The organism is Rhizobium sp. USDA 4016 (assembly GCF_056279705.1).
Window position 1 is genome coordinate 3,810,473 of the sequence record NZ_JBWCCY010000004.1, and the last position, 18,327, is coordinate 3,828,799.

At 60.2% G+C, this 18,327-nt stretch carries 18 protein-coding genes; 13 read left to right on the top strand and 5 right to left on the bottom strand.

Going from position 1 to position 18,327, the window contains the following annotated elements:
- Positions 1-6: 6 nt before the first annotated feature.
- The 4 genes from ACZ9DP_RS34730 to ACZ9DP_RS34745 all read right to left on the bottom strand — a co-directional run bounded on the left by ACZ9DP_RS34730 (position 7) and on the right by ACZ9DP_RS34745 (position 5,857).
- The gene (locus tag ACZ9DP_RS34730; protein WP_074066254.1) at positions 7-1,644 is read right to left on the bottom strand and encodes an ABC transporter ATP-binding protein; all 1,638 of its coding nucleotides are present in this window, start codon (positions 1,642-1,644) and stop codon (positions 7-9) included.
- Positions 1,641-2,789, bottom strand: coding sequence for an ABC transporter permease (locus ACZ9DP_RS34735; RefSeq protein ID WP_074066253.1), 1,149 nt, complete (start codon positions 2,787-2,789; stop codon positions 1,641-1,643). The genes ACZ9DP_RS34730 and ACZ9DP_RS34735 overlap by 4 nt, the downstream gene beginning before the upstream one ends.
- On the bottom strand, positions 2,789-3,874 hold the full coding sequence (locus tag ACZ9DP_RS34740; RefSeq protein ID WP_074066252.1) for a microcin C ABC transporter permease YejB: 1,086 nt from the start codon (positions 3,872-3,874) through the stop codon (positions 2,789-2,791). Before ACZ9DP_RS34740 ends, ACZ9DP_RS34735 begins: the two co-directional genes overlap by 1 nt.
- Before the next feature lie 147 nt (positions 3,875-4,021).
- The gene (locus tag ACZ9DP_RS34745) at positions 4,022-5,857 is read right to left on the bottom strand and encodes an extracellular solute-binding protein (protein WP_194728642.1); all 1,836 of its coding nucleotides are present in this window, start codon (positions 5,855-5,857) and stop codon (positions 4,022-4,024) included.
- Between the two features lie 296 nt (positions 5,858-6,153).
- On the opposite strand from ACZ9DP_RS34745, the gene mepA reads away from it, so the two are divergent.
- From mepA to ACZ9DP_RS34775, 6 genes are all read left to right on the top strand, one after another.
- The gene (gene mepA, locus ACZ9DP_RS34750; RefSeq protein ID WP_194728641.1) at positions 6,154-7,209 is read left to right on the top strand and encodes a penicillin-insensitive murein endopeptidase; all 1,056 of its coding nucleotides are present in this window, start codon (positions 6,154-6,156) and stop codon (positions 7,207-7,209) included.
- Between the two features lie 85 nt (positions 7,210-7,294).
- Positions 7,295-7,675: a methylglyoxal synthase gene (locus tag ACZ9DP_RS34755; protein WP_022713281.1), complete on the top strand. Its 381-nt coding sequence runs from the start codon at positions 7,295-7,297 to the stop codon at positions 7,673-7,675.
- Positions 7,676-7,689: 14 nt separating this feature from the next.
- Complete coding sequence (locus ACZ9DP_RS34760) at positions 7,690-8,715, top strand: glucokinase (protein ID WP_074066249.1); 1,026 nt, start codon at positions 7,690-7,692, stop codon at positions 8,713-8,715.
- 95 nt (positions 8,716-8,810) lie between these two features.
- A complete protein-coding gene (locus ACZ9DP_RS34765; protein ID WP_476205088.1) occupies positions 8,811-10,598 on the top strand; it encodes an ABC transporter ATP-binding protein in 1,788 nt (595 codons plus the stop codon).
- A gap of 18 nt (positions 10,599-10,616) precedes the next feature.
- Positions 10,617-11,441: a 4-hydroxy-tetrahydrodipicolinate reductase gene (gene dapB, locus ACZ9DP_RS34770; RefSeq protein WP_074066247.1), complete on the top strand. Its 825-nt coding sequence runs from the start codon at positions 10,617-10,619 to the stop codon at positions 11,439-11,441.
- A 22-nt stretch (positions 11,442-11,463) separates the two neighbouring features.
- Positions 11,464-12,099, top strand: coding sequence for a 2,3-bisphosphoglycerate-dependent phosphoglycerate mutase (locus tag ACZ9DP_RS34775; RefSeq protein WP_074066246.1), 636 nt, complete (start codon positions 11,464-11,466; stop codon positions 12,097-12,099).
- A 50-nt stretch (positions 12,100-12,149) separates the two neighbouring features.
- Here ACZ9DP_RS34775 and phnF read toward each other — a convergent pair whose 3' ends face one another.
- Positions 12,150-12,887 carry a phosphonate metabolism transcriptional regulator PhnF gene (gene phnF, locus ACZ9DP_RS34780; protein ID WP_194728637.1) on the bottom strand — a complete coding sequence of 246 codons (738 nt, stop codon included), beginning with the start codon at positions 12,885-12,887 and terminating at the stop codon, positions 12,150-12,152.
- Positions 12,888-13,002: 115 nt separating this feature from the next.
- Between phnF and phnG the strand changes: the two genes are divergently transcribed.
- From phnG to ACZ9DP_RS34815, 7 genes are read left to right on the top strand one after another with little or no spacing between them, the layout of a single operon-like run.
- Positions 13,003-13,479 (top strand): phosphonate C-P lyase system protein PhnG, encoded by a 477-nt coding sequence (gene phnG, locus ACZ9DP_RS34785; protein WP_476205091.1) that lies wholly within the window; start codon positions 13,003-13,005, stop codon positions 13,477-13,479.
- On the top strand, positions 13,479-14,087 hold the full coding sequence (gene phnH / locus ACZ9DP_RS34790; protein ID WP_283070273.1) for a phosphonate C-P lyase system protein PhnH: 609 nt from the start codon (positions 13,479-13,481) through the stop codon (positions 14,085-14,087). The genes phnG and phnH overlap by 1 nt, the downstream gene beginning before the upstream one ends.
- A 3-nt stretch (positions 14,088-14,090) precedes the next feature.
- On the top strand, positions 14,091-15,197 hold the full coding sequence (locus ACZ9DP_RS34795; protein WP_476205092.1) for a carbon-phosphorus lyase complex subunit: 1,107 nt from the start codon (positions 14,091-14,093) through the stop codon (positions 15,195-15,197).
- Positions 15,194-16,072: an alpha-D-ribose 1-methylphosphonate 5-phosphate C-P-lyase PhnJ gene (locus tag ACZ9DP_RS34800; RefSeq protein WP_476205094.1), complete on the top strand. Its 879-nt coding sequence runs from the start codon at positions 15,194-15,196 to the stop codon at positions 16,070-16,072. Before ACZ9DP_RS34795 ends, ACZ9DP_RS34800 begins: the two co-directional genes overlap by 4 nt.
- Positions 16,069-16,845, top strand: a complete 777-nt coding sequence (gene phnK, locus ACZ9DP_RS34805; protein ID WP_194728633.1) for a phosphonate C-P lyase system protein PhnK — start codon at positions 16,069-16,071, stop codon at positions 16,843-16,845. Before ACZ9DP_RS34800 ends, phnK begins: the two co-directional genes overlap by 4 nt.
- A gap of 12 nt (positions 16,846-16,857) precedes the next feature.
- Positions 16,858-17,568 carry a phosphonate C-P lyase system protein PhnL gene (phnL, locus tag ACZ9DP_RS34810; RefSeq protein WP_476205095.1) on the top strand — a complete coding sequence of 237 codons (711 nt, stop codon included), beginning with the start codon at positions 16,858-16,860 and terminating at the stop codon, positions 17,566-17,568.
- The gene (locus ACZ9DP_RS34815; protein WP_476205096.1) at positions 17,565-18,182 is read left to right on the top strand and encodes a DapH/DapD/GlmU-related protein; all 618 of its coding nucleotides are present in this window, start codon (positions 17,565-17,567) and stop codon (positions 18,180-18,182) included. Before phnL ends, ACZ9DP_RS34815 begins: the two co-directional genes overlap by 4 nt.
- The last annotated feature ends 145 nt before the right edge of the window (positions 18,183-18,327 follow it).

Consider the following 18,327-nt stretch of genomic DNA (forward strand, 5'->3'; position numbering starts at 1 on the left):
TCTTTTTTACTGCTGGACGGCAGGCGTCGGCACTGCCTCGATATTGAAAGCGGCTGCCATCAGCGCCTTGGTGTAGTCGTCTTTCGGCGCGCGAAAAATTTCTGCAGACGGCCCCTGCTCCACCACCTTGCCGAAACGCATGACGATGACGTCGTTGGCGAGCGCCTTGACGACCTTCAGGTCGTGGCTGATGAAGAGGTAGGCCAGATCGTGCTTCTTTTGCAGGTCGCGCAACAGATCGACGACCTGCGCTTGGACGCTCATGTCGAGCGCCGATGTCGGCTCGTCGAGCATGACGAAGCGCGGCTTCAGCACCATGGCGCGGGCAATCGCGATACGCTGACGCTGGCCGCCGGAAAATTCGTGCGGATAGCGCCAGCGGGTCAGCGGGTCGAGGCCAACCTCTTCCAGCGCCCAGCAGACGCGCTGGTCCCGTTCTTCATGCGACTGCGAGCGCTCATGCACTTTCAGCCCTTCCGCGATGATATCGCCGACCGACATGCGCGGACTGAGCGAGCCGTAAGGATCCTGGAATACGACCTGAAGCTGGTTGCGCAGCGGCCGCATTTCGGTGAACGAATAGTCCGCTATATCCTTGCCGACGAAGCTGATGCGCCCCTTGGAGGAAATCAGCCGGGTGAGCGCCAGGCCAAGCGTCGTCTTGCCCGAGCCGGATTCGCCGACAACCCCGAGCGTCTGGCCGGCGCGCAGCGAGAGATCGATGCCGTCGACAGCCTTCACATGGTCAACAACCCTGCGCATCAATCCGGCCTTGATCGGGAACCAGACCCGGATGTCGGAGCCCTCCATCACCAACGGCTTGGACGGATCGGCAACAGGTGGCTCGCCGCGCGGCTCCGCGGCGAGCAGATGGCGCGTGTAGTCATGCTTCGGATTGCTGAAGACCTCTTCGACCGTGCCCGTCTCGACAATCCTGCCTTTGGTCATGACGCAGACGCGATCAGCGAATTTGCGGACGATGCCGAGATCATGGGTGATGAAGAGCAGCGACATGCCGTGCGCGCCTTTCAGCTTGCGCAGCAGGTCCAATATCTGTGCCTGAACCGTGACATCGAGCGCCGTCGTCGGCTCGTCGGCGATCAGCAGTTCGGGCCGGTTGGCGAGTGCCATCGCGATCATGACGCGCTGGCGCTGGCCGCCGGAAAGCTCGTGCGGATAGGCTTTCAGCCGCTTTTCCGGCTCGCGGATGCCGACTTGGTTCAAGAGTTCCAGCACCCGCGTGCGGGCCGCCTGGCCCGTCACGCCCTGGTGCAGATCGAGGATTTCGGCGATCTGCTTTTCGATCGTGTGAAGCGGATTGAGCGAGGTCATCGGCTCCTGGAAGATCATCGTGATGTCGTTGCCGCGCACCTCGCGCAGCGCCTTCTCAGATGCCTTGAGTAAATCCTTGCCCTTGAAGAAGATTTCGCCAGTCGGATGGCTTGCTGCAGGATAAGGCAAAAGCCGCAGGATGGAATTTGCGGAGACGGACTTGCCCGACCCGGATTCGCCGACCAACGCGACGACCTCGCCCTTGTTGATGTCGAAGGAGATGCGATCGACAGCCAGCGATGTTTCGCCGCTTTGATGGAAGGCGACGGAAAGATCGCGGACGGACAGAAGAGGTTCAGGCATCTGGCTCATGCGAAGGTCTTTCTCGGGTCAAACGCGTCGCGCACGGCCTCGCCGATGAAGATCAGCAGGGAAAGCATGATCGACATGGTGAAGAAGGCCGCCAGCCCCAGCCACGGCGCCTGAAGATTGGCCTTGCCCTGCGCGATCATCTCGCCGAGCGACGGCGAGCCGGGCGGCATGCCGAAGCCCAGGAAGTCGAGCGAAGTGAGCGTCGTGATCGAGCCGGACAGGATGAAGGGCAGGAACGTCAGGGTCGCCACCATGGCGTTCGGCAGCATATGGCGCCACATAATCGTCCGGTTATTGACACCGAGCGCGCGGGCGGCGCGGACATATTCGAAGTTGCGGGCGCGCAAGAACTCCGCGCGCACGACACCGACGAACCCCACCCAGGAGAAGAGCAGCATGATGCCGAGCAGCACAAAAAAGCCCGGCGGCAGGATCGCGGCGATGATCAGCAAGATGTAGAGCACAGGCATCGACGACCATATCTCGATGAAGCGCTGCAGAAGCAGGTCCGTCCAACCGCCGAAATAGCCTTGCACGGCGCCGGCCGTTACGCCGACAATTGCCGAGCAGATGGTCAATACCAAGCCGAAGAGCACGGAAACGCGAAACCCGTAGATGATACGCGCCAGCACGTCGCGCGCCTGGTCGTCGGTTCCGAGCCAGTTGAGATTGCCGTAGTTGCAATTGGGGTCGTTGACGCCTTGCGGATAGCCGGAGCAGCGCTCCTCCTTGCTCATCAGCCAGAACGGCGGCGTCGGCGCGGAATGCGGGATGTTGGAATTCACCGATCGATAGGAATAATGGATCGGCGGCCAGATCATCCAGCCATTGGCTTTGATCTCATCGGCGATCACATCCGAGCGGTAATCCGTTTCCGCCAGGAAGCCGCCGAACTTTTCCTCCGGATAATCCACCAGCACCGGAAACAGGATTTCACCCTTGTAGGATGCGATGATCGGCTTGTCGTTGGCGATGAATTCCGAAAACAGGGTGAGGACGAACAGCACCATGAACAGCCAGAAAGACCAGTAGCCGCGTCGGTTTGCCTTGAAATTCCGCCAGCGGCGGATGTTCGTTGGGGAAAGCAGGCCCTTGCGCGGCGGCTTGACTGGCGTGACAGACGTCGGATTGGCAGCCGTATCCATCAGACATCCCTCCGCTCGAAATCGATGCGCGGGTCGATCCAGGTATAGATCAGGTCGGAGAGCAGGCTGACGAAAAGGCCAAGCAGCGAGAAGATATAGAGTGTCGCAAAGACGATGGGATAATCGCGATTGACGACCGAGAGATAGCCGAGGCGGCCGAGTCCGTCGAGCGAGAAGATATTCTCGATCAGCAGCGAACCGGTGAAGAAGGCGGAAATGAAGGCGCCCGGAAAACTGGCGATAATGATCAGCATGGCATTGCGGAAGACATGACCATAAAGCACCTGCCGCTCATTCAACCCCTTGGCTCGGGCGGTCGTGACGTATTGCTTCTTGATCTCCTCGATGAAGGAATTCTTCGTCAGCAGTGTCGTTGTCGCGAAGGCGGAAAGCGAGAGCGAGATCAGTGGCAGCGTCAGGTGCCAGAAATAATCGAGCGGCTTTTGCCACCAGGCGAGCTGGTCGAAGTTATCCGACACCAGTCCGCGGAGCGGAAACCAGTCGTAGAACGAGCCGCCGGCGAAAAGCACGATCAGCAGGATACCGAATAGGAAGCTCGGCACGGCGTAACCGACGATAATGACGCCGGACGTCCACACGTCGAAGGTCGAGCCATCCTTCACCGCCTTGCGGATGCCAAGCGGAATGGAGATGGCATACGAAAAGATCATGATCCAGATGCCGAGCGAGACCGAGACCGGCAGCTTTTCCTTGATCAGATCGAGCACCGAGGTATTGCGGAAGAAGCTCTCGCCGAAATCGAAACGGATGTAGTTCCACATCATTTCCAGAAAGCGCGTCAGCGGCGGTTTGTCGAAGCCGAACTGCTTCTCGAGCTTGGCGATCAGTTCGGGATCGAGGCCTTGGGCGCCGCGGTAACTGGAACCACTGTCATCGAACTGCTGTCCGGCATCCCCGCCGCCGGAGAGGCGCTGGTCGGCACCATCTGCCTGGCCGGTCAACTGCGCGATGACCTGCTCGACAGGGCCGCCCGGTGCGAACTGGATGACTGTAAACGAAATTGCCATGATGCCGATAATCGTCGGTATCATCAGAAGCAGGCGTCGAAGTACGTAAGCTCCCATTAACGCTTGCCAGTCCCGCGGGCGATCACCGTCTTACGGCGTCCAAGCTTCCCCAATGCGATCTTCCTTTCAATCATTCTGTCGCGAACCCGTCCTTGATTCGCGGGTTCACTGTGAACGCTTCCCGGCCGGAATGGCAAGACGTCTTCACTTGCCGGCATTCGCTGACCACCAGACGGAGGGCATTCCAAGCGAGTATTCAGGCAGCTCGGGTGGGTGTGTGATCCCGTTCCAGTAGGCAACCCGCGAAGTTCTGGAGCCATAACTCGGAACGACGATGTGGTGGGCCAGCAGAACCCGGTCCAGCGCCTTGGTCGCGGCTACCAGATCCTCGCGATTCTTGGCAAAAATCACTTTCTTCACCAGCGCGTCGATACCGGGATCGCTGATGCCGCTATAGTTCTGTGAGCCATCGCGTTTTGCGGCATCCGAGCCCCAATACTCGGCCTGTTCGTTGCCGGGGTTCATCGACTCCCCCCATCCGCTGTAGATCACGTCGAAATCCCGCGACCGCCAGCGGTTGGTAAACTGCGAGGGCTCGATGCTGCGAACTGTCGCCTCGATGCCAATTTTCCGCAGATTTTGGGAGAAAGACAGCGCTATAGGCTCGATCGTCGGGCCGTTCAGCAATATTTCGAAGGAAAGCGCCTGGCCGGTTTTGACGCTCATCATCCGGCTGCCTTTCAGTTCGTAGCCCGCATTCTTGAGCATGCCGATCGCTGTACGGAGATTGTCGCGCAGTCTTGCCGGATCGCCGTTGACGGGGTTTTTGTAGGGCTCCGTGAAGACCTTCGGCGGAACGAGATCCTTTACTTCATTGAGAATTTCCAGCTCTCTTCCTTCCGGAAGTCCGGAAGAAGCAAGCTCGGTGCGGAAGAAGAAACTGTCGATACGGTCGTACGAGCCGTAAAAAATAGTTCGTTTCAGCTCCTCGAAATCAAAGGCGTAGTTCAGCGCTTGGCGCACGCGCTCGTCGGCGAATTTTTCCCGGCGAAGGTTGAAGATAAAGCCCACCATCACCCCGACCGTGCGCATTTCGTTTTCGACTTCCTCGCGCTTTACACGCCCGTCGGAAACGGCCGGAAAATTGTAGGCTGTTGCCCAGCGCTTTGCGGCATTTTCCCACCAGTAGTCGGTATTACCGGAGCGGAAAGCCTCGAACATCACGTCACGATCCGCATAATAGGTGTATTCGATGGCGCCAAAGTTGTTCTGGCCGATGTTTACGTTCAGGTTCTTGCCCCAATAGTCGTCCCGCAATTGATAGCGGATGGTGGAGCCGGGTGCGACAGAGGCTATTTTGTAGGGGCCAGAACCCATCGGTATTTCCAGCGTCGTTCGCGAGATATCGCGCGGCTTGCCGTCCGGCCCATTCGCCTTCCACCAATGCTCAGGAACGACGACGAGCTGCCCGACGATCTGCGGCAATTCGCGATTATTCGCCTCATCGAACTGGAAGGTGACTTCGCGCTCGCCCGTCTTTTCGACGGATTTGACATGCCGGTAATAAAATTCCTGCTGCGGGTCGTTCTTCGTCGCCTGCTGGAAACTGAAGACCACGTCCTCAGGAGTCACAGGCTGACCATCCGCCCACTTTGCCTCGGCTCGAAGGCGAAAAGTCGCGGAAGACATGTCGTCCGGATACTTTACCGCCTCTGCAAGCAGGCCATAACTCGACGAGACTTCATCGAGCGCAGGCGTCATCAGCGTTTCGAAAACGAGAGCTAGTCCGGCGCCTGCCTCTCCCTTAGCTAGAAGGGGATTGAGCGTATCGAAGCTGCCTTCGTCGGATAGACGAAGGGTTCCGCCCTTCGGCGCCTGCGGATTGACATAGTCGTAATGGGCAAAGCCGGACGGATGCTTCAGGTCGCCGACGGTGGAGATACCGGTCCGCCATCCATCCGCATCCTGCGCGCCGGCACTCCATGCAAACAGTGCGGAACCCACGGCGCATAAAACAAGCTTCGCCCTCAACGATACCATTCACCAAACCCCATGTTATTTTAGCTTTCACCGAGAAGAGAATACGGGAAATAGGGGCAAAAAACAGGAGAGTGTGCAGTTTTCGGCCATCTCGCAAAATTTTGACCGGATGGCAGCCGTTAGGGCGCGGCTTCCTCAAGCCGCCTTCGCAGTATGCCGCGCAGTTCCGAGACGTGCTGCGGATCGCCCGCTCCACGAATGCCATCCCGACCCTGCTGGCAGAACATCGATTCACCAAAATTGCTTTTCACGGTAGATTCGACGCAAATCACTCCGGCAGACATTCAGGATACCGCATGACATTCCGCCTCGCTCCGCCTTTCCAGACAATCGGCAGACTCGCTTTGGCGGGTATTATCGGTGCAAGCCTGATTGCGGGCGATGCGGGAGCACAGCAGAAACAGCCGAGTCCCGGCAGCGCCAAAGCGCTCTTCGGTTCGGCTTCGCTGCCCGCGCAGGGCCCGGCCAAACCGATCGGCTTTTATTCGAAAGGGTGCATGCTGGGCGGCGTTGCCTTGCCCGTGGATGGTCCGACATGGCAGGCGATGCGCCTTTCCCGCAACCGCCGTTGGGGCGATCCGGCGATGATTGCATTGCTTGAGCAATTGTCCCGCGATGCGCAACTGAAGATCGGCTGGCCGGGGCTGCTGGTCGGCGATATTGCCCAACCTCGCGGCGGGCCGATGTTCAACGGCCACGCCTCGCATCAGATCGGCCTCGATGCCGACGTCTGGCTGACGCCGATGCCTTCGCGCCGGATGACGGCGCAGGAGCGCGAAGATCTTCCCTTCACCACGACGCTGCAGAAGGGGAAGTTCCTGACAATCGACCCCAAGGTCTGGACGCAATCCCATGCCAAACTGTTGATGCTTGCGGCAAGCTATCCGGAGGTGGAGCGCATTTTCGTCAACCCCGCAATCAAGAAAAAGATGTGCGATACCTGGACGGGCGACCGCACGAACCTCGGCAAGCTGCGCCCGATTTACGGCCACGATTCGCATTTCCACATTCGTATGAAATGCCCGCCGGGCGCTGCGGCCTGCAAGCCGCAAGCGCCAATTACCGACGGCGATGGCTGCGGCAAGTCGCTGGCCTGGTGGTTCACCAAGGAGCCGTGGGCCGCACCGAAGCCCAATGCCCGGCCACCTAAGCCCCCGCGCGAAATGATGGTGTCTGATCTTCCCAAATCTTGCGCCGCCGTTCTGGATGCGCCGGCCGCTGCATCCATGGCGACGACTGATGGCGGCTCAGCCGCAACCGCCCTGACAGTCGCACCGGCCGTACCGGCAGCAGCCGGAGACCTTCTTCCTGCCGTTGGCCCGGTCCCCACCGACAAGCCCTTGGTGCAATAAGAGTGGAAATGCTTGTTTTTCAAATCGTGGGCTTGGTATAGAAGCGGCCAAATCGATTGAATTCACGGGATGGAGGTTCTTTTTCATGGCCGGCGGCAAATGCCTCGCATTGATTGCGCATGACCAGAAGAAGAATGAGATGGCGGAATTTGCCCGCCGCAACAAAGATCAGCTTTCCAAATGGAAGATCGTGGCAACCGGAACAACCGGCGGCCGCGTCCTCGATGCGGTGCCCGATCTCGATGTAACCCGGCTGAAGAGCGGACCGCTCGGCGGCGATCAGCAGATCGGCGCATTGATTTCGACCGGTGAAGTCGGCGCACTTATCTTTTTTGTCGATCCATTGACGCCGATGCCGCATGATGTTGACGTGAAGGCATTGATGCGGCTTGCGATCGTTTACGATATTCCAATGGCGCTGAACGAAGCGACCGCCGAAAAACTCATCCCGACTCTGCACGCCTAGACACGGAACCGGCTATGTCCATGCTCAACACCAGCGATGCCCACCTGCCTTTTCCGATCCTGATTGGCGATATCGGCGGAACGAATGCGCGCTTCTCCATTCTTGCGGACGCCTCGGCCGAGGCCGTCAATTTCCCGAACGTTCGCACAGCCGATTTCGGAACCATCGATGAAGCGATCCTGAAGGGCGTTTTTGCAAAGACGGACATGCGCCCGCGTGCGGCTATTCTCGCCGTTGCCGGTCCGATCAACGGCAATGAAATTCCGCTGACCAATTGCGACTGGATCGTCCGTCCTCACACGATGCTTGAAGGTCTCGGCATCGAGGACGTGATTGTCATCAACGACTTCGAGGCGCAGGCACTGGCGATTTCCGCGCTCGGTGAAAACGATCGCGAGCGCATTGGCGCTGCATCCGGAGAACTTGTCGCTTCCCGTGTTGTGCTCGGTCCCGGAACCGGCCTCGGCGTTGGCGGGCTCGTGCACGCGCAAGGCTCATGGATTCCCGTGCCGGGCGAAGGCGGCCATGTCGATCTCGGACCACGCAGCAAGCGCGACCTGGAAATCTTTCCATATATCGAGACGATCGAGGGCCGCGTCGCGGCCGAGCAGATCCTGTGCGGACGCGGCATCGTCAATCTCTACCGCGCGATATGCAAGGCGGACGGCATTGATTCCAAGTACCACGATCCGGCCGATATCACCTCTCATGCACTTGCTGGAACTGACAAGACGGCCGTGGAGACCATCTCGCTTTTTTCAACTTACCTCGGCCGTCTCGCGGGCGATCTGGCGATGATCTTCATGGCCAAAGGCGGCGTCTATCTTTCAGGCGGCATCTCGCAGAAGATCCTGCCGGCATTGAGACGGTCGGAATTCCGCGCTGCGTTCGAGGACAAAGCGCCGCACTCGCACTGGCTGAGGGCGATTCCGACTTATGTGGTGACTCACCCGCTTGCAGCTCTTGCCGGGCTTTCCTTCTATGCACGCCAGCCCGCAAGCTTCGGCGTCTCAACCGAGGGCCGCCGCTGGCGCCGATAGCGCCGCTCTAGCCAAAGGCGCGCCAACTCTTTATAGAGCCGCCCCAAGCGCGCGGCTCATGTGGCGCACGTAGTCCGAGACAGGAAGCTTTATTTTTGGAATCGTCCGCGAACAAAAAGCGCACCGTCAGCAGCGATACCATCACCGGCGTCTTGAAGCGCATCATCGCCGAAAACGGCCGTGATCATATTGGGGGCTATGCTTTCGCGATCAGCTGCCTCGTTGTTGTCGCACTTTCGACTGCGTTCACCGCCTGGATCATGAAGGTAATCATTGACGAAGCCTTCGCCAATCGCCGTGCGGATATGGTCTGGATCATTTGTCTTTCGATCTTCATCGCATTCGTACTGCGTGGCTTTGCGAGCTACGGCCAAGCGGTGGCTCTGTCTAGGATCGGAAACAACATCGTGGCGCGCTACCAGCGGCGCCTTTATGCCCACCTGATGACGCTGTCCGTCGGCTTCTACAACGAAGCCCGCTCGGCGCACATCGCAGCGCAAGTCAGCCAGAATGTCGGCGGCATCCGCGATGTCATGAATCTGACCATCACGTCGACTGCGCGAGACCTGCTCACTTTCATCGCGCTGCTCGGCGTGATGGTTTTTCAGGATCCGCTGCTAAGTCTAGCAGTCTTCATCTTGGCTCCGCCGCTCCTTTACGGCTTGCGATATCTGTCTAAGCGTCTGCGTCAGGTGACCAGGGAAGCGATTCATCTCAACAGCCATGTCTTGGGCGCAATGCAGGAAACGATCCAGGGAATTGCGATCGTCAAAGCCTTCACAATGGAGGGCGAACTGGTACGCAAGCTCAACAAGCTTGTCGGGGCTGCGGAAAACCGCGCAAATCGGATCGCGCGCCTCTCGGAGCGCAATGCGCCGATGACGGAGACCTTCGCCGGTTTCGCCGTCGCCAGCATCCTTGCCTATGCCGCTTACCGTTCGATCTATCATAACGTGCCGCCGGGCGCATTCTTCTCCTTCGTAACTGCATTGCTGCTCGCCTACGATCCGGCCCGCCGTCTTGCAAGACTGCAGGTTCAGCTGGAGCGCGCCGTCGTCAATGCCCGCATGATCTACGAACTGCTCGACATGGAGCCGCGTCAGCGCGATCTTCCTGATGCCAAGCCGTTGAATGTGACGGATGCCCGCATCGAATTCCGTGACGTGTCCTTTGCTTACAGTGCCGATCCGATCCTCAACAACGTGAGTTTTGTTGCAGAGGGCGGCAAGACGACGGCGCTTGTGGGCCCGTCCGGTGCCGGCAAATCAACGGTCATCAATCTCATTCCGCGCTTCTTCGACCCGAAGAGCGGGCAGATTTTCATCGATGGTCAGGATATTGCACACGTCACCAAACAGTCGCTTCGCCAGCAACTCGCCTATGTGTCGCAGCAACCGTATCTCTTCGAAGGCACGATCCGCGAAAACATCCGTTATGGGCGGCCGGAAGCGACGGACGCCGAGGTGGAAGAGGCCGCCCGGCTTGCCTACGCCCATGAATTCATCCTCGCGCAACCCAACGGCTACGACACATCTGTCGGCGAAAACGGCGTGACGCTGTCAGGCGGCCAGCGCCAGCGACTGTCGATCGCCCGGGCGCTCGTCCGGAAAGCGCCGATCCTGCTTCTCGACGAGGCTACATCGGCACTCGATACGGAATCCGAAGCGGCCGTGCAGAGGGCGCTCGATGAAGCGATGACCGGCCGCACCGTCGTCGTCATCGCCCATCGTCTTTCGACGGTCGTACGTGCCGACAAGATGGTCGTGATGCAGCAGGGCCGTGTCGTCGAAGAAGGCAATCACGAGACGCTTGCGAAGCGCAACGACGGACTTTACGCTCGCCTCAACAATCTTCAGCGGCCCGCCGCCTCGGATTCTTTTTGACACGGATTATGAGCTGACATGAGCGATGCTGCGATGAAGCTGGTGGTGGTTGGGGCAGCGGGTCGCATGGGACAAACGCTGATCCGGCTTATCGATTCCATGGAGGGTGTCACGCTGCATGCGGCCGTGGCCCGGCCCGGCTCGCCATTCGTCGGCAAGGATGCAGGCGAAATCGCAGGCCTTGGACCAAACGGCGTCACCATTGGGGACGACCCTCTCGCGGCCTTTCTTCATGCCGACGGCGTCCTGGATTTTACAACGCCCGCGACGACAAACGAATTTGCTGCACTCGCCGCTCAGGCGCGCATCGTCCATGTCATCGGCACGACCGGGTGTTCGGATGCGGATAATGCCAAGATCGCGGCAGCATCGCGTCATGCGCGTATCGTGAAATCGGGCAATATGAGCCTTGGCGTGAACCTCCTCAGCGTTTTCGTGGAGCAGGCTGCACGAGCGCTCGATGCTGCCGATTGGGATATCGAAATCCTCGAAATGCACCACAAGCGCAAGGTCGATGCGCCGTCGGGCACCGCCCTGCTTCTGGGAGAAGCTGCCGCCAAAGGCCGGAATATCGACCTGTCGTCGCAATCCGTGCGCGTCCGCGACGGCCATACCGGCGCGCGCGAGACGGGTACGGTCGGTTTTGCGACCCTGCGCGGCGGTTCGGTGATCGGCGAACATTCCGTTCTCTTCGCCGGAGAAGGCGAGATAGTATCGATGTCGCACAGCGCCGCTGACCGCTCGATCTTCGCGCGCGGCGCCATCAAGGCGGCGCTCTGGGCGCGCGACAAGAAGCCCGGCTTTTACTCCATGCTCGACGTGCTCGGGCTCTCCTCACATTGATCTTACTACGGAGGCATATTTCATGAGCGGCACCCTCGTCCTCGTTCGCCACGGCCAGAGCGACTGGAACCTGAAAAATCTCTTCACCGGCTGGAAGGATCCGGATCTCACGGAACTCGGTATCGAAGAAGCCAATACGGGAGGGCAGGCGCTTGCCGACTACGGCATAAAATACGATATCGCCTTCACGTCGGCGCTCGTGCGCGCGCAGCACACGCTGACGCTCATTCTCGACAAAATCGGCCAGCCGGACCTCAAGACGATCCGCGACCAGGCGCTGAACGAGCGCGACTACGGTGACCTCTCGGGCCTCAACAAGGACGATGCCCGCGCCAAATGGGGCGAGGAGCAGGTTCATATCTGGCGGCGTTCCTACGACGTCCCGCCTCCTGGCGGCGAAAGCCTGCGCGACACCGGCGCGCGCGTCTGGCCTTACTATCTCACCGAGATTCTGCCACGCGTGCTGCGCGGTGAAAAAGTGCTCGTCGCTGCCCACGGCAACTCGCTGCGTTCGCTGGTCATGGTGCTGGACCGCCTGACCAAGGAACAGATCCTGGCACTCAACCTCGCGACCGGCGTTCCCATGGTCTACAAGCTCAATGCCGACTCCACCGTCGCTTCCAAGGAAGTGCTCGGCGATATGTCCGGGGCGCATTAAGCCTTCGACATCTCATTCAAAAGCCGGGCTCGCTGCCCGGCTTTTTCAGTTCAATTCTCTATCGTGAACTGCACCCTGTCGGCTGCAAAGCGGCTGATCGAGTACTGAACCGGCACGCCGTCAAGATCGGTATTCATTGCCTTGGCGATGAGCAGGATGGCGCCCGGCGTCAATTCCAGCGTGGCGATGTCGTGTGAATCGGCGTGAGCGGCGGTAATCTCGGTCGTTGCGCGGACGTAATCCGGCAGGCCGAGTTCGGCAAAGGCCTTGGTGATCGATTCCGTCTTGCGATAGACTTCGTCGATACCGGCAAACCGGTCGGCCGGAAACCATGTCGTTGCGCAAGATACCGGCCGCTTGTCGGCCAGACGCAATGTTTCGAGACGGATCACCGCCGTCCCGGACCTAAGCCTCAGCCAGCGCGCAACGTCAGCATCAGCCCTCTCTTCCGCATGGTCGAGCAGCAGGCCGCGCATCTCGCGCGCCTGAGCGCCAATACCGGCAGTGAAGCGCGTACGCCGCGTGATCGGGAAATTCAGCCGCTCCTTCCGCTCGATCAGGGTGCCGCGGCCTTGCACTGCGCGCACGATACCTTCCTGAGCAAGGGCGGCAAGCGCGCTTCTGACCGTATGGCGATTGACGCCGAATCGCAGCGCCAGAACAGTTTCCGGCGGCACCATGCCGGTCTCGTCATACGCCCCGGCACTGATTGCGTCGCGAATACGGTCCGCGATCTGGCGCCAGAGCGCCACGCCCGTCTGTCTCTGTACCTGGTTCAGTCCGGCCATTCGTTCCCGCCCTGCACTTTCGCTTGAGTGATGTCACACGCTTGTCACGTCCTCACCTTAAGGCTACAAGTACCTTGTATGGTTGTCTATATCAATAGACATTTAGGGAACAGCGATGACATCAGCCAAACAGAAGAACCTTGCAACCCAGCCCGAGATTGACCGCAAGCGCGTTGCCGATCTTCTCGCGCGGGCTGAACGGCACGAACTCGTTGAAACCTTTGACGCACTCGCTGAAAAGCCAGCGGCTCAACCGGTGCGCGGGCCGGAAACCGGTCTCGTGATGGTGCGCGGCCGCATCGGCGGCGGCGGCGCCCCCTTCAATCTCGGCGAGGTCACGGTTACGCGCGCAACAATACGGCTTGGTTCCGGCGCCGTGGGTCATGCACAGGCGCTCGGCACGGACCGCGAAAAGGTAAGGCTTGCCGCGATCTTCGACGCACTGTGGCAGGACGATGCGATGAAGGATTTCGTCGAGGAGAGGCTGCTTTCGCCAATCGCGGCGCGGATCGCTGGGGTCGATCAGCGCAAGGCGGACGAGACGGCGGCGACACGGGTCGATTTCTTCACCATGGTGCGCGGAGACGACTGATGAGCCTCAAGACAGAAGCCCTGACGGGTGGTTTTGCCGAACCGGTCTTCCACGCCCAAAGCGTCTTCAAGACCATGATGGATGGCATGGCGCGCCCCGGCACGATCCAGACCATCGCGCCCGAAGTCGCGCCACCTGCGCCACTTGGCGTAGCCGCAGGCGCAATTGCGCTGACGCTGTGCGACCATGATACACCGGTCTGGCTATCTTCCGGGCTCGCGAAATCCGCAATGCTCGATTGGCTCGGCTTTCACACCGGCGCGCCCGTGGTGCCGGAAAGGGCCGAAGCCCGCTTTGCCTTTATTGAGCACGGCGTGACGCTTTCCTCGTTTGGACTCTTTGCCTTAGGCACGCAGGAATATCCTGATCGCTCGACGACGCTGATCGTCGAACTTGCAGGACTCGAAGGGGGCCGCCGGCTGGCCTTGACGGGCCCCGGCATTCAAGGCGTGAACGAGATTGCGCCTGTCGGCCTGCCGGAGGCGTTCCTGCGGCTCTGGGCGGAAAACCACGCCCTCTTTCCGCGTGGCATCGACCTCATGCTGACGGCAGGCAGCCGTTTCCTCTGCTTGCCGCGCACCACCAAGATCATCGCAACGGAGATGTGAGCCATGTATGTTGCCGTCAAAGGGGGTGAGGCCGCCATCGAGAATGCCCATCGCCTACTTGCCGACCGCCGTCGCGGCGACCGCTCGCTGCCTGCGATCGGCATCGACCAGATCGTCGCACAGCTGGCTCTTGCCGTCGACCGTGTCATGGCGGAAGCCTCGCTCTACGACCGCACGCTCGCCGCACTTGCCGTCCGTCAATCGCGCGGCGACATGATCGAGGCAATTTTCCTGCTGCGCGCCTATCGCACGACGCTGCCACGCTTCGGCTATTCGAAACCGCTCGACACCGCGGCGATGAAGATCGAGCGCCGCGTTTCGGCGACCTACAAGGATTTGCCTGGCGGCCAGCTTCTCGGTCCGACCTTCGACTACACCCACCGACTGCTTGATCCTTCGCTGCTTTCCGACGAGACCGTTGAAGAACCGGCGCAACGCCCTGCCGAAGCCGGCCGCATGATGCGCGTGTCGGAGATCCTTGGCCAGGAGGGGCTGATCGAGGCCGACGGCGATATGCCGGAGGATCACGAGATCGGTGACCTTACTCGTGAACCGATGGAATTTCCGATGAGCCGCGACCTTCGCCTGCAGGCGCTCGCCCGCGGCGACGAGGGCTTCCTCCTGGCACTCGGCTACTCCACACAACGGGGCTACGGCCGCAATCATCCCTTCACGGGGGAAATCCGCATTGGCGAGGTCGAAGTGGAGTTTTACGTTCCCGAACTCGGCTTTGCCGTGTCGCTCGGCGTTATCCAATTGACGGAATGCCAGATGGTCAATCAGTTCAAGGGTTCGGCCAAGGCACCGCCGCAGTTCACGCGCGGCTACGGCCTCGTCTTCGGCCAGAGCGAACGGAAGGCGATGTCGATGTCGCTGGTCGATCGCGCGCTACGCGCCGAAGAGCTCGGGGAAGACATCGCGGCGCCGGCACAGGACGAGGAATTCGTCATTTCTCACTCCGACAATGTCCAGGCGACCGGCTTCGTCGAGCACCTGAAATTGCCGCACTATGTGGATTTCCAGGCCGAACTGGACCTTGTCCGCCGCATGCGCCGCGACTTCGAGGCAAGCCGAGCCGGCGGCGACACCATCAAGGAGGCGGCCGAATGAGCGATCTTGCCAGCTACAACTTCGCCTATCTCGACGAGCAGACCAAGCGGATGATCCGCCGCGCCATCCTGAAGGCGATTGCGATTCCCGGTTATCAGGTGCCTTTTGCTTCGCGCGAAATGCCCATGCCCTATGGTTGGGGCACCGGTGGAGTGCAGGTGACCGCTTCGATCATCGGGCCGGACGACGTGCTCAAGGTCATCGACCAGGGCGCCGACGACACCACAAACGCTGTCTCCATCCGCGCCTTCTTCCAGAAGGTCGCAAACGTCGCGGTGACCACCCGCACCAAGGATGCGACGATCATCCAGACGCGCCACCGCATCCCGGAAGAAACGCTCGGAGCCAACCAAGTGCTCGTCTACCAAGTGCCGATCCCCGAACCGCTCCGCTTCCTCGAGCCACGTGAAACCGAAACGCGAAAGATGCATGCGCTAGAAGAATACGGCCTCATGCATGTGAAGCTCTATGAGGACATCTCCCATAACGGCCGCATCTCCAAGACCTATGCCTATCCCGTGAAGGTCGCCGGCCGCTACGTGATGGATCCTTCGCCGACGCCGAAATTCGACAATCCGAAGATGCATCTGTCGGACGCGCTGCAGCTCTTCGGCGCCGGCCGCGAGAAACGGATCTATGCCGTGCCGCCCCATACTGAAGTCGTCAGCCTCGATTTCGAAGACTACCCTTTCGAGATCCAGCGCTTCGGCAAACCCTGCGCGCTTTGCAGCGCGGAGGATGTCTATCTCGACGAAGTGATCCTCGACGACAAGGGCGGCCGGATGTTCGTCTGCTCCGATACCGACCATTGCGAAGACCGCCGCGAGCAGGGACATGCAGGCGAGATGCTTGCGCCGAAGGAGGCTGCGGAGTGACCGACACCCCTCTTCTCAAAGTCAACGACGTTTCGAAATTCTATGGCAATCGTATCGGCTGCCGGAATGCCTCTTTCGAGCTCTGGCCGGGCGAAGTGCTGGCCGTCGTCGGCGAGTCCGGTTCCGGCAAAACGACGCTACTCAATTGTATCTCGACGCGCCTGATGCCGACGACCGGAAGCGTCGAATATCATATGCGCGACGGAAGCTATCGCGATCTCTACCGCATGAACGAGGCAGAGCGTCGCTTCCTGATGCGCACCGATTGGGGTTTCGTGCACCAGAATCCGGCCGACGGCCTGCGCATGACGGTGTCGGCCGGCGCCAATGTCGGCGAACGGCTGATGGCGATCGGCGACCGGCACTATGGCAAAATCCGCTCGACTGCCATCGACTGGCTGGAGCGTGTCGAAATCGACGCCGGCCGCATCGATGATCAGCCCCGCGCTTTTTCGGGCGGCATGCGCCAGCGCCTGCAGATCGCCCGCAATCTCGTCACCAGCCCGCGGCTCGTCTTCATGGACGAACCGACCGGCGGCCTCGACGTCTCGGTTCAGGCGCGCCTGCTCGATCTGGTTCGAGGTCTCGTCAATGATCTCGGCCTTTCGGCCATCATCGTCACGCACGACCTCGCCGTCGCGCGTCTGCTCTCGCATCGCATGATGGTGATGAAGGATGGCTATGTCATTGAGCACGGTCTGACCGATCGGGTGCTCGATGACCCGCGCGAGCCCTACACGCAATTGCTCGTCTCATCGATCCTGCAGGTCTGAAAGGCAACAATCATGGCAACGCCCCTCGTCATTTCCGAAGTCTCGAAGAGCTTCACCATGCATTTGCGCGATGGCATCAAGCTGCCGGTCATCTCCGATGTCGCCTTCTCCGTTGCTGCCGGCGAATGCGTCGTCCTTGGCGGCCCTTCGGGCATCGGCAAGAGTTCCCTGCTCAAGATGATCTACGGCAACTACGCCGTCGACACCGGCCAGATCCTGATCAGCCACAAGGGCCGGGTTGTCGATCTTGGCGCTGCGGACCCACGCACCGTTATCGATGTCCGCCGTCATACGCTCGGCTATGTCAGCCAGTTCCTGCGCACCGTGCCGCGCGTTGCCGCGATCGATGTCGTTGCCGAACCACTGGTTGCCCGCGGAGTGGCCGCAGCCGGCGCTCGCGAAAAAGCGGCAGCACTGCTCGAAAAGCTCAATCTTCCCGAAGCGTTATGGCAACTGCCGCCTGCGACTTTCTCGGGTGGCGAGCAGCAGCGCGTCAACATCGCTCGTGGTTTTATCACAGAGCATACGGTGCTGCTGCTCGATGAGCCGACCGCTTCTCTCGATGCAACAAATCGCGCCGTGGTCGTCGGCATGATCGCGGAGAAAAAAAAGGCGGATGTTGCCCTTCTCGGCATATTCCATGACGAGGAGGTGCGAGGGGCGGTCGCCGATCGCATCCTCGACGTCCAGCAGTTTTCGCCGCGAAAGGCGGTTGCAGCATGAGCCGGAAGCTGGGCGACACGCCCTATATTCATGAGACCGCCTCCGTCAGCGATGCCAAACTTGGCCGTTATACGGAAATATCCGAACGCTGCCGGATCAGCGAAGTCGAATTCGGCGATTATTCTTACATCATGCAGGACGGCTCCATCTGGTGCGCGACGATCGGCAAGTTCGTAAATATTGCCGCCGCCGTTCGCATCAACGCGACCAACCATCCGACATGGCGTGCGACGTTGCATCACTTCACCTATCGCGCCGCGGACTACTGGCCGGATGCGAATATGGAGACGGAATTCTTCGAATGGCGACGTTCCAACCGCGTCGTCATCGGCCATGACGTCTGGATCGGCCACGGGGCCACCACCCTGCCCGGCGTCACCGTCGGCAATGGTTCGGTGGTTGGCGCCGGCGCCGTCGTCTCGAACGATGTCGCACCCTACACGATCGTCGGCGGCGTTCCCGCAAAGCTTATCCGTGAACGCTTCCCCAAGGAAATCGGTGAGCGGATGGACAAACTTGCCTGGTGGGACTGGGAGCATTCAAGGTTGCGCGCAGCGCTCGAGGATTTCCGGGCGCTGTCGGCCGAAGACTTCCTTTGCCGGCATGATGGCTAAAGCTCTGTTCACAAGGGCGCAGGCAAAGCTGAAAGTTCTATGTCGCCGCTTGATCATCATTCTGTCACGGAAATCTTTTAGCCGGGGAGCTTGCTTGCGGTCCGTCGCTAAATCGCTGACATTGCGGCTCCGCTCGACCATTTTT

Coding starts and splice junctions, on each gene's coding strand:
- ACZ9DP_RS34730 (WP_074066254.1), bottom strand. CDS start 1,644: ATGAGCCAGATGCCTGAACCTCTTCTGTCCGTCCGCGATCTTTCCGTC.
- ACZ9DP_RS34735 (WP_074066253.1), bottom strand. CDS start 2,789: ATGGATACGGCTGCCAATCCGACGTCTGTCACGCCAGTCAAGCCGCCG.
- ACZ9DP_RS34740 (WP_074066252.1), bottom strand. CDS start 3,874: ATGGGAGCTTACGTACTTCGACGCCTGCTTCTGATGATACCGACGATT.
- ACZ9DP_RS34745 (WP_194728642.1), bottom strand. CDS start 5,857: ATGGTATCGTTGAGGGCGAAGCTTGTTTTATGCGCCGTGGGTTCCGCA.
- mepA (WP_194728641.1), top strand. CDS start 6,154: ATGACATTCCGCCTCGCTCCGCCTTTCCAGACAATCGGCAGACTCGCT.
- ACZ9DP_RS34755 (WP_022713281.1), top strand. CDS start 7,295: ATGGCCGGCGGCAAATGCCTCGCATTGATTGCGCATGACCAGAAGAAG.
- ACZ9DP_RS34760 (WP_074066249.1), top strand. CDS start 7,690: ATGTCCATGCTCAACACCAGCGATGCCCACCTGCCTTTTCCGATCCTG.
- dapB (WP_074066247.1), top strand. CDS start 10,617: ATGAGCGATGCTGCGATGAAGCTGGTGGTGGTTGGGGCAGCGGGTCGC.
- ACZ9DP_RS34775 (WP_074066246.1), top strand. CDS start 11,464: ATGAGCGGCACCCTCGTCCTCGTTCGCCACGGCCAGAGCGACTGGAAC.
- phnF (WP_194728637.1), bottom strand. CDS start 12,887: ATGGCCGGACTGAACCAGGTACAGAGACAGACGGGCGTGGCGCTCTGG.
- phnG (WP_476205091.1), top strand. CDS start 13,003: ATGACATCAGCCAAACAGAAGAACCTTGCAACCCAGCCCGAGATTGAC.
- phnH (WP_283070273.1), top strand. CDS start 13,479: ATGAGCCTCAAGACAGAAGCCCTGACGGGTGGTTTTGCCGAACCGGTC.
- ACZ9DP_RS34795 (WP_476205092.1), top strand. CDS start 14,091: ATGTATGTTGCCGTCAAAGGGGGTGAGGCCGCCATCGAGAATGCCCAT.
- ACZ9DP_RS34800 (WP_476205094.1), top strand. CDS start 15,194: ATGAGCGATCTTGCCAGCTACAACTTCGCCTATCTCGACGAGCAGACC.
- phnL (WP_476205095.1), top strand. CDS start 16,858: ATGGCAACGCCCCTCGTCATTTCCGAAGTCTCGAAGAGCTTCACCATG.
- ACZ9DP_RS34815 (WP_476205096.1), top strand. CDS start 17,565: ATGAGCCGGAAGCTGGGCGACACGCCCTATATTCATGAGACCGCCTCC.